This is a genomic window from Arthrobacter sp. B2a2-09, from assembly GCF_027587375.1.
Lineage (GTDB): Bacteria > Actinomycetota > Actinomycetes > Actinomycetales > Micrococcaceae > Arthrobacter.
The window spans coordinates 121,569-136,844 of record NZ_JAMXIC010000008.1 but is presented as its reverse complement, the minus strand read 5'-3'; the positions used below and the strand labels follow the sequence as shown (position 1 = coordinate 136,844).

The 15,276-nt window shown below is 63.2% G+C and carries 11 protein-coding genes and 1 pseudogene; 5 read left to right on the top strand and 7 right to left on the bottom strand.

Features of this window, described 5'->3' with window-relative positions; translation table 11 throughout:
• Positions 1-8: 8 nt before the first annotated feature.
• From NFJ07_RS11400 to NFJ07_RS11390, 3 genes are all read right to left on the bottom strand, one after another.
• Positions 9-812: a carbohydrate ABC transporter permease gene (locus NFJ07_RS11400; protein WP_236818659.1), complete on the bottom strand. Its 804-nt coding sequence runs from the start codon at positions 810-812 to the stop codon at positions 9-11.
• A 92-nt stretch (positions 813-904) separates the two neighbouring features.
• On the bottom strand, positions 905-1,873 hold the full coding sequence (locus NFJ07_RS11395; protein WP_269994435.1) for a carbohydrate ABC transporter permease: 969 nt from the start codon (positions 1,871-1,873) through the stop codon (positions 905-907).
• Positions 1,870-3,288, bottom strand: a complete 1,419-nt coding sequence (locus NFJ07_RS11390; protein WP_269994434.1) for an ABC transporter substrate-binding protein — start codon at positions 3,286-3,288, stop codon at positions 1,870-1,872. The genes NFJ07_RS11395 and NFJ07_RS11390 overlap by 4 nt, the downstream gene beginning before the upstream one ends.
• Before the next feature lie 650 nt (positions 3,289-3,938).
• Between NFJ07_RS11390 and NFJ07_RS11385 the strand changes: the two genes are divergently transcribed.
• The 3 genes from NFJ07_RS11385 to NFJ07_RS11375 are packed head-to-tail and all read left to right on the top strand — an operon-like array spanning position 3,939 to position 8,086.
• Positions 3,939-6,110, top strand: coding sequence for an amylo-alpha-1,6-glucosidase (locus NFJ07_RS11385; protein WP_269994433.1), 2,172 nt, complete (start codon positions 3,939-3,941; stop codon positions 6,108-6,110).
• Positions 6,111-7,133 (top strand): glycosyltransferase family 4 protein, encoded by a 1,023-nt coding sequence (locus tag NFJ07_RS11380; RefSeq protein ID WP_269994432.1) that lies wholly within the window; start codon positions 6,111-6,113, stop codon positions 7,131-7,133.
• Between the two features lie 32 nt (positions 7,134-7,165).
• Positions 7,166-8,086, top strand: a complete 921-nt coding sequence (locus NFJ07_RS11375; RefSeq protein WP_269994430.1) for a phosphatase PAP2 family protein — start codon at positions 7,166-7,168, stop codon at positions 8,084-8,086.
• Between the two features lie 45 nt (positions 8,087-8,131).
• Here NFJ07_RS11375 and NFJ07_RS11370 read toward each other — a convergent pair whose 3' ends face one another.
• From NFJ07_RS11370 to NFJ07_RS11360, 3 genes are read right to left on the bottom strand one after another with little or no spacing between them, the layout of a single operon-like run.
• On the bottom strand, positions 8,132-9,388 hold the full coding sequence (locus NFJ07_RS11370) for a hypothetical protein (RefSeq protein ID WP_269994428.1): 1,257 nt from the start codon (positions 9,386-9,388) through the stop codon (positions 8,132-8,134).
• Positions 9,378-10,172 carry a TIGR03943 family putative permease subunit gene (locus tag NFJ07_RS11365; protein ID WP_269994426.1) on the bottom strand — a complete coding sequence of 265 codons (795 nt, stop codon included), beginning with the start codon at positions 10,170-10,172 and terminating at the stop codon, positions 9,378-9,380. Before NFJ07_RS11365 ends, NFJ07_RS11370 begins: the two co-directional genes overlap by 11 nt.
• Positions 10,162-11,214, bottom strand: coding sequence for a permease (locus NFJ07_RS11360; protein ID WP_269994481.1), 1,053 nt, complete (start codon positions 11,212-11,214; stop codon positions 10,162-10,164). The genes NFJ07_RS11365 and NFJ07_RS11360 overlap by 11 nt, the downstream gene beginning before the upstream one ends.
• Positions 11,215-11,599: 385 nt before the next feature.
• On the opposite strand from NFJ07_RS11360, the gene NFJ07_RS11355 reads away from it, so the two are divergent.
• The gene (locus tag NFJ07_RS11355; RefSeq protein WP_269994424.1) at positions 11,600-13,582 is read left to right on the top strand and encodes an S-layer homology domain-containing protein; all 1,983 of its coding nucleotides are present in this window, start codon (positions 11,600-11,602) and stop codon (positions 13,580-13,582) included.
• 122 nt (positions 13,583-13,704) lie between these two features.
• On the opposite strand, the gene NFJ07_RS11350 is transcribed toward NFJ07_RS11355, so the two are convergent.
• The gene (locus tag NFJ07_RS11350) at positions 13,705-14,451 is read right to left on the bottom strand and encodes a hypothetical protein (protein WP_269994422.1); all 747 of its coding nucleotides are present in this window, start codon (positions 14,449-14,451) and stop codon (positions 13,705-13,707) included.
• 235 nt (positions 14,452-14,686) lie between these two features.
• Here NFJ07_RS11350 and NFJ07_RS11345 point away from each other — a divergent pair.
• Positions 14,687-15,244, top strand: a pseudogene (locus NFJ07_RS11345) (alpha/beta fold hydrolase); the annotation flags it as partial.
• Between the last annotated feature and the right edge of the window lie 32 nt (positions 15,245-15,276).

Here is a 15,276-nt window from a genome sequence, read left to right as displayed (position 1 = left end):
AGTAGTGGCTATTTGCCGGTGCCGGCGGTCAGTCCGTCACGCAATGCGCGTTGGCCGAACATGAACACCACCAGGGCCGGAATCATGGAGAGGATCACGCCCGCCAACACCACGGAGATGCTGCCCGTGCCGAGGTTGCCCTGCAGCGACACCAAGCCCAGCGGGAGCGTGAAGTTCTGCTCGGAGATGGTCAGGATGAGTGGCCGGAAGAACTCGTTCCAGTGGTAGTTGAACGCCAGGATGCCTACGATCGCCATGCCCGGCATCGCCAGCGGCGCATACACGGAACGGAACGTCCGCCATGGCGAGGCTCCGTCGATCGCGGCGGCCTCGCCCAAATCACTGGGCAGCCCCAGGAAGTACTGGCGCATCAGGAAGGTGCCGAACGCCGTCGGGATCGCCGGGAGGATCAGCGCGAGGAGCGTGTCGGACAAACCGATGCCTCGGATCAGCATGAAGACCGGAACGATCGTCACCTGCGCCGGGACCATCATGGTGGCCAGCACAATCGAGAACAGTGCCCCGCGGCCGCGGAATTTGAGGTTCGCGAACGCGTAGCCGGCCAGCGCCGCCGTGAACATCTGCCCGACGGCGATCAGACCCGTCACGAGGGCGCTGTTGAGGACCAGAAGCATGATGTTGAGCTGCTTGAAGACCTGGTCATAGGACGAGAAATCGGGGTTGAGCGGCAGGAACGACGGCGGCAGCTGGAACGATTCCGCCGGTGGCCGCAGCGAGGTGGACAGGGTCCACAGCACCGGACCGAGGATGAAGACGGACGCGATCAGGAGCAGCACGATTCGTCCGGCCATGCTCCAGTTCCGCTTCTTGCGGGGCGCGGGCCCTTGGGAAGCCAAGCGATCGACGACGGCGCGCTGGGTTGAGGTTGTAGTCATGGCGGGCCTTACTGGTAGAAGACGAAACGTTTGCTGAGCCGGAACTGGGCGGCGGTGATGGCCATGATGATCAGCGTGAGGATGACGCCGATCGCCGAGGCCTGGCCGAACTCGAGGCGCTGGAACGCGGACTCGAAGATCACCATCACCGCGGTGCGCGTGGAGTCGCCCGGGCCGCCGCGGGTCAGGACGTAGGGCTGGTCGAACACCTGGAGGGCGTTGATGATCGCCATGACGGATGCCACCAAGGTGGTGGGGCTCAGGAGCGGCAGCGTCACGTGGAGGTGTTTGCGCCAGCCCGTGGCGCCGTCGATCGATGCGGCCTCGTACGTTTCGATGGGGATGGACGCCAGGCCGCCGATGAACAGCAGGAACGAGAACCCGAAGTTCTGCCACACATACACGAGGATCACGACGGCGGCAGAACCGGCCGGCGTCGTCAGCCAAGGGACTGCGGGGATGCCGACGAAGGACAAAAGCCAGTTGACTACGCCGAATTGTTCGTTGAACAGATAGCGCATGAAGATGGACACCGACGCGGCCGACAGGATCAGCGGGAAGAAGAAGGCGCTCCGGAAGAAGACGCGAAGCCAGGTCGGGAGCTTCTCCTGCACCATGATCGCCAGCGCCAAGGCGAGGCCGAGCTGCAGCGCCACGGCGACCACCACGAACAGGATGGTGTTCAGGAACGAGACACGCACCGTGGGGTCCTGGACCACTTCGGCGAAGTTGTCGAACCCGACGAAGCTTGGCGCGGAAATAATGTCCCAGCGGAAGAACGCGAGGACCACGGAAGCGACGATCGGCACGAGCGTGAACAGGCCCATGCCCAGGATGGTGGGAGCCAGGAACGCCCAGGGGAGCCAGCGCTGACGCTGTCTTCCGTTTGTCTCGCTCTTCGCTCCGGCGCCGTTTTGGCGTTTGGACCCCGCGCCGTTTCGGCGTTTGGTGGACATGCCCGTTGTTGCCGTGCTCATGCCTGCCTCCTCAAGGCGATCTCAAGGTCGCGCTGCATGGAGTCGAGGGCCTGCTTGAGCTGGTTCTCATCACCGCTGACGGCCAGGGATACGTTTTTCATCAGTGCGGTCTCGACGGCGGCCTGCTGGGGCGGTGCCGGAATGGGACCTGTGGTGGGGAATTTGTCGAGGGTGTCGTAGAAGACTTTCCAGTGTTTGGGCCCGGTGTTGGCGTAGAGCCCTTGGTTGACCATGGAGCGGCGCGCGGGGGTGGTGTTCGGCGTCGGGAAGACCAGTTGCATGGCTTCCAGGCTGGAAGAGAACTTGAGCCATTCCCATGCAGCATCCTTGTCCTTCGCGGTCTTCATGATGGCGTAGCCGGCTGTGCCGAACTGGTGCCGCTGGGTGCGCCACCGCGGGAAGAACTGGACGTCGAAGTCGTCTTCCTTCATTCCGGCTTCGTGGAGGCCCTCAACCCAGTAGCCGCCGGCCGGTGTCATGCCAATCCGGTTGGACGCAAACAGCCCGACGAGTGAATTTCCGCCGCCTTCTTCGGGTCGGACGCCCAGGCCATCCTTGACGAGGCCACGGAGGTAGTCGAACGATTCGTACACCCGCGGGTCGTCGGCATTGGGTTCAAGCCACTGGTAGCCGCCGGAACGTAGTCCGCGGGAAGGATCCTGGGCGTAGAAGCTGTCCCAGAGCCATTCGCCGCCGGTGGATTTGGATTCCTTGAGGAAGCTGGCGTCGTTGGCATAGAGCCAGGGCACCACGCCGCCGAAGAGCCTGTTGGTCCAGTAGTACGGGGTGAAGTCCTGCGGCCTGGCTTTCCGCATGGCAGCCAGGGTGTTGCGGAAATCGACCTGGGTCCAGTTATCCGCGGGACGTTCGAGTCCGGCTTGCTGCAAGGCCGAGGTGTTGTAGTACATGTTGGCGGCGTTCCAGTCGATGGGGAGCTGGAACAGGCTGCCCTTGTACATGAACGCCTCCACGAGGCTCGGGTGGACGTCTGCGAAGTACTCCTTCATGTCCGCTGCATCGCGGCGCAGGTACTCGTCCAAGGGGTGCGCCAGTTTCTCGGCGAAGAGCTGGGCACCTTCGGTGGCCACGTAGACCACATCCGGTGGCGTTCCTGCTGCCACCATGGTGAGGATCTTGGTGAAGAAGTCCTTCCAGTCCGCGGCCTGGATGGCCTGGACCTTAACCTTGATTTCCGGGTGCACCTTCGCGAACGCATCAATGACCCGCTGGCGTGCGGTAGCGTCCGCTGCGGTACCCATGATGGCGATGCTAAGGCCGTTGTCCCCGCGGCCCGGGATGTCCATTCCGGTCAACCGCGGCCACGACGCCACTGTTGCTCCGACAATTCCCGCACCCAAGGCACCAAGGGCTGTCCTGCGTGAGATCTCACGCAGCTTCCCATTGCTTCCTGGCATGTCTAATTCCTTCCTAACACGTGTTAGGTAGCGTAAATCCATCACCTAACACGTGTCAAGCGTCACATCGGTGTTATTACGCGCCTCTCACCTTTCGCGACGCTCCATCAGATATGTGCCCCGATCCCCCAACGCTCGCTCACATATCGCCCCCAATCCCCCAACGCTCGCTCACATATGGAGCCCAAACCCCAAACGCTCGCTCACATATGGAGCCCAAACCCCAAACGCTCGCTCACATATCGCCCCCAAACGGCAAACCCTCGCTCACATATGGAGCCCAAACCCCAAACGCTCGCTCACATATGGAGCCCAAACCCCAAACGCTCCTGCAGATATGTGGGCCAATCCCCAAACCCTCGCTCACATATCGCCCCCAATCCCCAGGCCAAAACCCGCCATACCCGAGCGAGCGTCCACCCAAAACCCGCCATACCTGAGCGAGCGTCCACCCAAAACCCGCCATACCTGAGCGAGCGTCCGGCCACAACCTGCCATACCTGAGCGAGCGTCCGGCCACAACCCGCCATACCCGAGCGAGCGTCCACCCAAAAGCCCCCATATCTGCAGGAGGGTTCACTTCCGAAGACGCGGCGAATACGCTGAAACAAGCTGCCCCATTCCCCCGTCCCTAGCTTTGGAGCCCATTGATGACAGGTTGGAATGCCGAGAACCTCGCAGGTTCGGCCGGCGCGGGTGCCGTGACGTTGTTGGCAGGAACATCGTTTTGCGTCTCTGCGGCCAACGGAGATATGGACCAACTGCGCCCGCATGGGATGTTCTTCCGTGACACGCGGTTCGTTTCGAACTGGGTGCTCGCGGTGAACGGCCGCCCCATCGAAGCCTTGGGTTCCCCTGTCCCGGAGCCCTACCGCGCTGATTTTGTCGGCCGAGCGGCACGCACCGATGGGTTGGCAGACAGCCATCTGCTGATTGAACGCAGGCGGAGCCTGTTCGGCGGAGTCCGCGAAGAGATCACGGTCAGGAATTTCTCCAGCAAGTCCACCCAGACCACGGTTTCGCTCACGGTCAATGCGGACTTTGCCGACATCTTCGAAGTCAAGGAGGGCAGGGCACGCCACGAGAGTGTGCACTTGACGCGGGATAGCAACGGCTCGTTGGTCCTTGAATCCCAGCGGCAGGGGCGGCACGTCCTGGTCACCATTGACGCCCCGAATGCCGTGATTGATGGAGATGTCATCAGCTACGACATCACCCTTGAACCTCAAGGCCATTGGTCCACCGGTGTGACGGCCACACCCCGCATCGACGGGGTTGGACCCGAGGCGGACGCCCAGGTTTGGGGGAACCAACGCCCCTACGATGTCCCCGAAGAAAGGCTGCAGGAATGGCATGGCAAGGTTCCTACAACGGAACTTGCCAACAAAGCCTTCGAAAAGGCGTTGGCCCAGAGCAGGGCAGACCTCGGCTCCCTGAGGATCTTTGACCCTGACCATCCCGGGCGGACGGTGGTGGCTGCAGGATCTCCTTGGTTCATGGCCCTTTTCGGCCGGGACTCGCTCCTGACTTCCTTCATGACTCTTCCACTGGATCCTTCGCTGGCGCTGGGAACCCTCAAAACCCTGGCCGACCATCAGGGCCGGACCGTCAACCCGCTCAGCGAGGAGGAGCCGGGCCGGATCCTGCACGAGGTGCGTCTCGGTGCCAGCACGGGCCTCGCGCTTGGGGGCGGCAGTGCCTACTACGGCTCGGTGGATGCCACACCGTTGTTCGTCACGCTCGCCGGGGAGCTCACCCGTTGGGGATTCCATTCCGAGGTCTCGGAGTCCCTTCTGCCCGCGGTGGACCGCGCCCTGGACTGGATCCGCGATTACGGAGACGCCGACGGCGACGGCTTCGTTGAGTATTCGCGAGCCACGGACCATGGCCTCCTCAATCAAGGCTGGAAGGATTCAGGAGACGGCATCAACTTCGCCGACGGCACCCTGGCGGAGCCGCCGATCGCCTTGTGCGAAGTCCAGGGCTATGTGTACACCGCCTATCTCAGCAGGGCCTTGATGGCCCAGGAGGACGGCGATCTGAAGCTGGCCGCGGTGTGGGGCGCGCGGGCGGCTGAACTCAAGCGAAAATTCAACGAGCAATTCTGGCTTCCCGAACGCGGCTATTTCGCGATCGCCCTGGATCGTAACAAGCGGCCGGTAGACGCCTGCGCGTCCAATATGGGCCATTGCCTTTGGAGCGGAATCGTCGACGACGACAAGGCTCCGTTGGTCGCGGAGCGGCTGATGTCGGACACCATGTTCACGGGATGGGGCGTCCGGACATTGGCTTCGGACATGGCGGCATACAACCCGGCGAGCTACCACAACGGCTCGGTGTGGCCGCACGACAATGCCCTTATTGCCGGCGGGTTGATGCGCTATGGCTTCGTTGAGGAGTCCCAACGCCTCGTCACGGGCCTCCTCGATGCCGCCGAGGCTTTTGGCGGACGGCTCCCGGAATTGTTTTGCGGTTTGGACAGGAAAACCTACGGGATGCCGGTTCCGTATCCTTCGTCGTGTTCGCCGCAGGCGTGGGCCGCTGCCACGCCGGTTCATTTGCTCCGGGTACTACTCCGTTTCGATCCTTGCCTCACCCACGGAGGCCTCTGGCTGGCACCCGTTGTCCCTGAAGGCTTCGGCGAGATCAAAATGCGAAATATCCCACTTGCCGGCTCCCGGATCTCCGTGGAAGTGGTCAACGGAGAAACACGGGTCACGGACCTGCCCGAGAATGTCGCACTGCATCTCGAAGCCCGCAAGCCGTTGTCCGATCTCTTGGATGTCCATCCCGTCGCCGCGGGACCGCAGCGGGGGCTCTAGATGCGCATCGGCCTTGTTGCCCCGCCTTGGATTCCGGTCCCGCCGCCCGCATACGGAGGCACGGAGTCGATCATCGATATCCTGGCTCGCGGATTGGCTGCCGCGGGCCATGATGTGCTTCTGGCGGCGGCGTCCGGAAGCACATGTCCAGTGGCCAAAGTCCCCGGCCCACCACTTGCGGACGGCTCGAGGATAGGAAACGGGACGGACGAACTCCGCCACAGCGTGTACGCATTCGGAGCCATGGGCGACGTCGACCTCATCCACGACAACACGCTGGCAGGTCCGCTTTACAGGCATCGGCCGGAGAGAACGCCTATCGTCGCAACGGCCCACCTCCCCTTTTCAGCCGAAAACCATGACATTTACCAGGCGATGGCCGCCGACACCGCGATCATCGCCATCTCGCACCATCAAGCAGACTCCGCGCCCGGGATCAAGGTACGGAGGGTCATTCACCACGGCATCGACACGCAATCCGTCCCGCTCGGGGCCGGCGACGGCGGCTACGCCAGCTTCCTCGGCCGGATGCATCCCGGCAAGGGCCTGCCGGAAGCCATAGAGACCGCCCGCCTGGCCCAGGTACCGTTGCGAATTGCAGCCAAGATGTACAGCGCGGAAGAGCATGAGTACTACGCCGCGGTCATCGCGCCGCTGCTGGGGCCCGACGTCGAATACCTCGGCGAGCTGAACGCTGCGGACAAGTTCGTCCTCCTGGGCGGATCGGTGGCCCTGCTGAATCCGCTTCAGTGGGATGAACCCTTCGGGATGGCCATGATCGAGTCCCTCGCCACCGGGACACCGGTGGTGGCAACATTCCGGGGATCCGCCCCGGAAATCGTCTCCGAGGGCGTCACGGGCTATCTCGGTTCCAGTCCCCCGGAGCTGGCCGAGGCCGTCATTGCCGCCGCGACGCTTGACCGCGGGGAGTGCCGCCGCGCCGCGGAAAACTACTTCAGCGCCGAGAGGATGGTTGCCGAACACTTGGCGCTCTATGAGGAACTCCTCGCCGAGCAAAAGTGATCCTCCCAGCCAGATATGGCACCCTGAAAGTAATGAGTTTTCCTAAGACGAGCCGGCTGCCGGCCATACGTGGGATCGCTGCCAAGCGCTGGGCGGGCGCTGGGATGGGCGTCCTTTTTGTGCTGGCGACCTTGGCGTGCGCGATCGCATTCATTGCCACCTACTATTTTTTCGTGCGCACCACAACGGGGCAGTACATCGACGAATCCGCCCTGGTGGAAGCCGCGACCATCAACGGTCCCACCGAGCGGGCAACCACCCAGTTCCTCGATTGGTTGCCAGTCATCTCGGTGGCGATCGCCGCCGTCGTCGTTCTTTTCGTCACCATAATGCGCCGGCGCTGGAAGGCCGCCGGGATCGCTCTGGCCGCCTGTGTCGCGGCGAACTTGGCCACCCAGCTCCTCAAGGACTGGTTTCCGAACAGGCCGTTCCGCGGCGTCCAGACCATTGAACTGAACTCGCTGCCCTCCGGACACACCACGTTGGCGGCCTCTGCGGCTGCCGCGGTCTTCTTGGTGGTCTCGCCGCGCTGGCGGCCTCTGGCGGGGTTCCTCGGTGGCACTTTCGCCGTGGCGGCCGGGGTTTCCACGCTGATCAACCAGTGGCACCGGCCCGCCGACGTCGTCGCCGCGTTCCTCGTGGTGGGAGCGGTCATGCTGCCGGCTGGCTGGTTGGTGCTTCGTACTGGAAAGCGCTGGAACGTCCAGGACCGCCGCGGTGAGCACTGGGCGTCGTCACGTTTGTGGCTTTCGCTGTCGGCGCTGGCGGGCGTCGCCGCTGCGGCGGTTTCGGTGTATTCGCTGTTGAAGATTGCGCCCGGTTTCGGCCAGGAAAGCAGCACCACCAATTACTTCTGGGCTGGCGTCTCCCTGATTGTCATCACCGGTTATCTGGCAACGGTCGCTGCAACCTGGCTTTTCGGCTTGAGTGCCCGACGGCGGCAGTCACCTTAGTGGCTGCGCGCTGCTTCCTGCCCGGCCGGGTTTGACGGGCCTCAATCAGCCGCACCAGCTGGGAAGGAATCCAGGAACGCTTTTCAGGACGGTCCCTGATTTCAAGTCCACGAGGTCCGTCCGCATGGGGGTCGGTTCGGGGCGGACGGGGTATTGGTCTCCCGCGTATTGCGGTGCTGCGGTTTCGACGGCGAGGTAATCGCTGGCCGGAGAGATACAGGTGTCCAGGATGCGCGACCAGGCGGCGGCAGGCTGGTAGAGCTGGCGCGAGCCGTTCTTGTCGGTGACGTTGACGACGGAGGCTTCCTTTCCGGCGTCGTACTTTCTCACTACCTGCGCGAACTGGCCTGAAGCGGCGAGGACCATGGGTTGACTCGCGGTGGTGGTGACCCCGTTGACGGCATCGGGTACGAAAGCGCCGGTGAGGGTGAGCGGCGTGGATGTCCCGTTGGTGAGGTTGATGGTCGAATACCGGGGCGGGTCTATGCCCTTTTTCAGCCCTGAGTCGGCGACGGCGAGTTCGTCAGTGCCGGGGACGAATCCGAGGATCGCGGCATGCGTACCCAGAGGCGAAACTTTGCCGGTTTCCAGCGCATCAATGAGGAACATGGACTGGTCGTCGGTCTGCGCCACCAAAGTGGCCGCACCCGGGACAAAGCGCCAGTCCGCAGCCGAGACCGGACCGTTGATCCCCTGGACGGCCCGCGGAGCCGAGGACGGATTGTCGACGTCGTACACGAAGAGTGTTTTCCAGTACTGGCCAGTGGCCGCAGAAGCGCTGAAGGTGAAGCCTATGAGGTGTTTGGATCCTGCCGCATGAAGGTTGGCCACTGTCCCCAGGCTTGGCAAGGGAACAAGCGTTGGCGGGCCGCCGGTGAGGGGGACGATCTCGAGGGAGCTGGTGTTGTCATCGTTGAGTGTGACGACGGCGAAGGCGGAAGGAAGGGCAGCATACTCCTGGATGCGGTCGGCGCTGACAATAGTCGTTGGCTCGCCAGTTCCGGAGAGGCTTGTGCCGAGGATGGTGTCCGGCTTCTTCAGCCCTGTGTTGTCTTTGCCGGTGTCCCTCTGCAGGCTGTACAGGGCGAAGGCTGCAGGGGTGGCGGAGCGGGCCAGGGCCGAGATGGAGTTGGGGTGCGGCAGCTTCGAAAGGTTCGCTACTGTCAACCCGCCGGCAAGGAGGGCGAGGATCGCGATGGTGCCGTAAAGGCGCCGGGCGAAACGGCGTCCGGCCAGGAGCTCGGCCGCGGCGGCAATGGCTGCAGCCCGCTTGGCCGAGATGGGGCGGCGCTTAGTAGACATAGGGCTGCGCCGGCTGTGTGGTGTGGGCGATGGAATCCGGTATCAGGACGATTGCCTCGCGACTGGCCGGGTTGGGGTTGGCTCGAAAGCTGCTGCTGACCGTGACCCAGCTGTCGGTTGTGTATTCGTTTTGCCACCCTGGGTGATAGACGGGAACGCCAATCGGCTGGGCATCAACGGCGCAGCAGGTCACCACAAAACGGGTCACGAAGAAAACGTTTGGATCCGTCTTGTCCGCACTGACGAACCCGGTCACGGTGGCAGTCTTGTCGGCAAAAAAGTCCTGCCCCGCGCCGGACCGAAGCAACGATGCCCAGTCCCTCACCGTGAAGGCGGAGTAGTCTCCCTTGCTGGGCAGTGCGGGTGCTTTCAGCGTGAGGGCGGACGCCGAGCCGTTGAGGTCCCGCTGGGCGACAGTTGCAGTAGTAAGGGTCGACGGCGGCAGGATCAGCAAGGCGACGACGGCGGCGACGATGGTCAGCACGCTTCCGACCGGCCACAGCCAACTCCATCGCGAACCGCGCCCGTCGCTGTGGTCGTGGCTGTGCTCGTCGCTGTGCTCGTGGCCGTCTTGGTCGTGTCCGTCTTGGGCGGTGGGAGCCAAGACGAAAGCCGCCAGGGCAAGCACTCCTGCGATCACCGCCATGATGACCGTGAACACGAAGTACCGTGGATGGATATACAAGGCAAGCTGCCCCGTCAGGCCCAGCCAAATCGTCGCGATGAGGCCGATCAGGCTGAGAACCACGCCCTGCCAGCGGCCCACGAGCCGCCTAATGACCATAGTTGATCGCCAATCCGAGGACCGCGGCGCAAAGCGCCACCAGCAGGCTGAGCTGAAGGAGGGTTTTCGCGGTGAACGTGGTGCGCATCAAGGCGAGCATTTTCACGTCGATCATGGGTCCGAAAACGAGGAAAGCCACGATGCCTCCCGGCATGAAGGTCGCGCCGAACGACAGGATAAAGAAGGCATCCACGTTTGAGCAGATCGCGACGACGAACGCCAGCAGCATCAACGCCAGGACAGACCAGACGGGATTGCTGCCCAGGGCCACCAGCACTTCGCGGGAAACGGCAACCTGGATCAGCCCGGCCATGCCTGCACCAATAAACAAGGCAGGCATCATTGCGCGCGTCTCCTGCGAGAACATCTGCACGCTGCGCCTCACCTTCCCGGCAGCGCCGCCGTCGTGGTCTGCCACAGTACAGGTCTCCTGGAACCGGGCGGTCAGCAGCTCCCCGGGCCGTGGATGCCGGCTGTAGATCCACCCGACAAGGTTGGCGATGAAGAAACCACCCAGGACGCGGGAGACCAGGATGCCGTTGCCCCAGCCAAACGCCTGCGCGGTGGTGACGATGGTTACGGGGTTAAGGATGGGCGCCGCGAACAGGAAAGTCATCGATTCCGCAACCGTGAGGCCCTTGACCACCAAGCCCCGGGCCAGCGGAACATTCCCGCACTCGCAGACCGGCAGCAGCATTCCCAGAAGCGAAAGGACCAGCCTCCGCAACACCGGGATTCGTGGCAGGCGACGGAGCAGCATGCCCTCCGGTAGCCAGACCTGGACGGCGATCGAGAGGACAATCCCGAGGAAAACGAAGGGCAAGGACTCGACGACGACGCTGATCGACAGCGTGGCAAAGTCGCGGGCAGCGTTGGGAAGCCCAAAAGTCTCCGGCGTGGACGGTGCCAGCACCCGCACGAGCGCGAACAGTGCAACGAGCGCGAGGCCAACGACCAGCCCGGCAGCAGACTTCGACGTGAAAGCGCGGACCGGGCTTCTGTGCTCGTGTTCCGGCTGTTTACGTTTGTCCACTGCAGGCAGCGTCACGGGCACTCCTTCCTTCACGGAGCCGGTCGGGCGCGCCTGACCGGAAGGGGCTGGCGAAGTCGACTGTACACGCGGGGTGCTTGCGCGACTAGCCCTGGGCAACGCCCGGACACCGTTCCGAGTGGGCGATCGGGCAGCTACCTAGACACATCAGAAGCTCCACCTAAGGATGCGTGGGAAGAACAAGTATTGACCACTCGTTTCAACGGCTGCCTGCGGTCGTACCCTCGCAAGTACGCGAGTGTGAACAAACAACCGGCACCGAGTGCCACCGCTGGAAACCCAGATCGGACTCCCCTTTCGAGCGGCACCTTCTTGGCCCACCCAACGAAGGTCACCCGGCTGCTAGTGCATTACCTAGCCTGGGGAGGAGTTGACCATGAGTACCACGAATGAGCAGCAAGGGACGACGGAATCGCCGCGCGAGGGCCGCACACGGCTCAGTGTGACTGGAATACGGCTCGGTAAGCACTTTGGCAAACGCTGGACCGCTTTCGGCAGCACGGCGCTGGTTGTTGCCGGCCTGCTGGCCGCGGTGGGGTTCGCCGCTCCGGCGCATGCTGCTGCGAACACCGTGGTGTCACTGACGTTCGACGACGGCAACGCGGACCAGTTGACAGCCGAAGCCACGATGAAGAGCTTGGGCTTGGTCGGCACGTTTTTCATCACGACCGGATGGCTCGGCCAGCCCACCTACTTGACCACTGCCAACCTGCAGCAGATCGCCGCCGACGGCAATGAGATCGGCGGCCACACGGTCACCCACCCGGATCTTGTGTCCCTGATCCCCGCCGAGTCACAGCGGCAGATCTGTGACGGGCGCGTGGCGCTGATGAACATGGGCTTCAAAGTCACCAGTTTCGCCTACCCCTTCGCTTCCGAAGATCCGGCCACCGAGGCCTTGGTGAAGGGGTGCGGTTACAACAGCGCCCGCGGCCTGGGCGACGCCGCCAGCAAGGACCCCGCATCGGCGACGCTTCCCGCAGCAGACACCGTCCCACCGGTCAACGCCTACGACACGGCGGCACCGGATGAGGTAGACAGCACCTGGACCCTGGCGAATCTGGAGACCCAGGTGACCCACGCCCAAACAACCACCGGCGGGTGGGTCCAACTGACCTTCCACCACATCGCCGTCGGCACGGATCCGACGCTGACCATCACCCCGACCCTGTTCACCCAGTTCGCCACCTGGCTTGCACAGCAAAAGGCGGCCGGTACCGTCACGGTGCAGACCGTGGACCAGGTGGTCGGCGGCACCCAGCAGCCGGCAGTAGCGGGCCCTGCTCTACCTCCACCGCCAGGGCCTGGAGTAAACATGATCCAAAACCCCAGCCTGGAAACCTTGGTCAACACGATCCCGCAGTGCTGGGCCGCCGGCGGGTACGGCACGAACACCCCGACTTTCTCGATCGTCACACCCGGCCACACCGGTACGAACGCTGAACAGCTCACCGTGGCGGGCTGGGTGTCCGGCGACGCGAAACTCCTGCCCGCCCTGGACCTTGGCGGCTGCTCGCCAACAGGGATACCCGGACATACTTATCAACTGAAAGCCTGGTATAAATCCACCGCGGATACCCAATTCGAAGTCTATTACCGTGTCGGTAACGGGTTCTGGGCATACTGGACGGCAAGCCCTTTGGTCCTCCCCGCGGCGAACTGGACCCAAATCACCTGGGTCACTCCTCCCCTGCCGGCTGGCGCTTCAGGTATTAGTTGGGGCCTGAACATCCAAACAAATGGCACCATCACCACCGACGACTACGAGATGTACGACAGCGGTGCCTCGTTCGCAGACATCCCGGCAACATATCCGTTCTACAACGAGATCACCTGGCTCGCCACCAACGGAATCACCACCGGATTCCCGGGCCCCAACGGAACCACTCTGTTTGAGCCGCTCCAGTCGATCAGCCGGGAAGCGATGGCCGCGTTCCTCTACCGGTACCAGGCCAGCCCGGCGTTCACCGCCCCGGCGGCGTCCCCGTTCACTGACGTTCCCACCTCGGACCCCTTCTATAAGGAAATCACCTGGCTGGCCTCCACCGGCATCACCACCGGGTACCCTGGGCCGAACAATACGAGAACCTTCCACCCACTGGATTCGGTGAACCGGGATTCGATGGCCGCGTTCCTCTACCGCTTGAGCGGCAGCCCGGCCGTGACCCCGACTACGGCGTTCCTCGACGTGCCCGTCAGCTACCCGTTCTACAAAGAGATCAGCTGGCTCGCCTCCACCGGCATCACGACCGGCTGGCCAGTAGCCGGAGGATCGATCTACCAGCCCCTTCAACCCGTACACCGCGACGCGACCGCTGCATTCCTGTTCCGCCTCAACGCCAAATTCCCGCGGCCCTGACCGGCCTTAGGGAACGGGGGCTCCTGGGCTCAACATTCGACCACTTTTGAACAACCTTCCAGTCCGGGATCCCCGTATTTTCGGGGATCCCGGACTGCTACGCCCGCCAAAAGTGGTCGGATCTAGAGGTTCGGCCCGTTTAGCGCTTCTGCCCGATATAGGTTTTCGATGATGGTGTCGGCTTGCGTGGGACCCATTTTGGGGTACATCGTGCGGAGTTCCTTCACGGCTGCCTCGTGTCCGCGGCTGACATGGATGACGCGTAGCCAGTTGATCTGCAGGCCGGAAAGGCGCACTTCGACTTTGGAAAATTGACGGTGCTCGATGATGCGCCAAACGCTCACGGCCGCTTGAGCGAGCGCCAGCACGATGATCAATGGCGTGAAGGCATCAAGCCTTCGTGGTTCGTAAAAGAACATGGCGGTGAAGTAAATCGAAAGCCACAGCGTGACGGCACCGAAATTCTGCCATCTGAGCCAATCGAGGAAGCCTCCCGGACGAAGTGGCGGGATCTCGGAGAGCGTCGCCTTCTCCGCAGACACTACTGAAATGGCAGGCGAGCCCAAGAGCAGGCCGCCCAGCCACAGGTATGGACGAGCGGGATCTGCGATCTCGGGCACGGAGAGAAACCCGGATACGAGCACCGCGACGGGCAAGATTACGGGAAAGGCATCGGCCGCCTGTGCCCGCACCAGGACCATCGGCTTGGACCAGAGGCGCCAGGACAGCACGATGACACCCCAGATCAGGGCAACGACGGCAATGGAGAAGGAAAGGAAAACGATCCTGCCGTTCTCCGGTCCGGCGGGCGCTGTGGCGGCCAGCCACATCCCGGCACAGCCCTCAAGCAGCAGGGTGCTGCCTGCCATAATGGATACAGGTTTCGCATTCCGGATTACCCGCATGAACTGTTCCCTCCCCGCCGAGACAGTTCCCCTTGCGATCATCGAACGCCAATGCTCCGCAGGTGTCAACGATTCCTGATCGCTGGGCGGCTCAACTTCGGCTTTTCGGCTTGAGGGCCCGACGGCGGCAGTCACTTAGTGCCGACGGCGAGGCGTACCCTGATGCTATGGGCGCCGAAGTCCTGGATCTCAGGCCGAGGACGCCGCAGCTATTCTGGACGCGCTCGGTGTGCACAGGGCGTTCGTCCTTGGTTCCTCTAGCGGCGGTTACGTGGCCCAGCAGTTAGCCATCGGGTACCCCGGTCGCGTCGCGGCCCTCGTGCTGGTGGGCTCTCCCCTAAGCCTTCGGGGTCGGCCTGCTTTCGCCGACGAAGTCGCCACTCTCCAGGACCCCATCGACGAGAACTGGGTGCGGAATTCCCTGGCTTGGTTCCCACTACTGCATGCGATTCCTGCTTGGTTTATCGAGGACCGGGTGCGCGACGGAGTCAGAATGCCCGCGCATGCGTGGAAGCGCATCCTCGACGGTTTGCGTACGGCAGCTCCGCCCACCGAGTCCGGAACCATTCCTGCTCCCACCCTGATCCTGTGGGGCGCACATGACGCCGTGCTGCCTCGAAGGCACCAGGAGGCCCTGGCGGCTCGAATACCAGGCGCCGTGTTGAAGGTTTATCCCGGGGTAGGGCACCTGGTCCTGTGGGAGTGTCCGGACCAGGTGGCAGTGGACACGACCGCGTTCCTCAGTTCCCTCGACTGAGGTTGCCGGACAGCCGCGCCAAGGGCACCACC

Bases quoted from the DNA above. Each gene is read 5' to 3' on its own strand.
- NFJ07_RS11375 (WP_269994430.1), top strand. From the start codon at position 7,166: ATGAGTTTTCCTAAGACGAGCCGGCTGCCGGCCATACGTGGGATCGCT.
- NFJ07_RS11395 (WP_269994435.1), bottom strand. From the start codon at position 1,873: ATGAGCACGGCAACAACGGGCATGTCCACCAAACGCCGAAACGGCGCG.
- NFJ07_RS11380 (WP_269994432.1), top strand. From the start codon at position 6,111: ATGCGCATCGGCCTTGTTGCCCCGCCTTGGATTCCGGTCCCGCCGCCC.
- NFJ07_RS11390 (WP_269994434.1), bottom strand. From the start codon at position 3,288: ATGCCAGGAAGCAATGGGAAGCTGCGTGAGATCTCACGCAGGACAGCC.
- NFJ07_RS11365 (WP_269994426.1), bottom strand. From the start codon at position 10,172: ATGGTCATTAGGCGGCTCGTGGGCCGCTGGCAGGGCGTGGTTCTCAGC.
- NFJ07_RS11350 (WP_269994422.1), bottom strand. From the start codon at position 14,451: ATGGCAGGCAGCACCCTGCTGCTTGAGGGCTGTGCCGGGATGTGGCTG.
- NFJ07_RS11400 (WP_236818659.1), bottom strand. From the start codon at position 812: ATGGCCGGACGAATCGTGCTGCTCCTGATCGCGTCCGTCTTCATCCTC.
- NFJ07_RS11385 (WP_269994433.1), top strand. From the start codon at position 3,939: ATGACAGGTTGGAATGCCGAGAACCTCGCAGGTTCGGCCGGCGCGGGT.
- NFJ07_RS11370 (WP_269994428.1), bottom strand. From the start codon at position 9,388: ATGTCTACTAAGCGCCGCCCCATCTCGGCCAAGCGGGCTGCAGCCATT.
- NFJ07_RS11355 (WP_269994424.1), top strand. From the start codon at position 11,600: ATGAGTACCACGAATGAGCAGCAAGGGACGACGGAATCGCCGCGCGAG.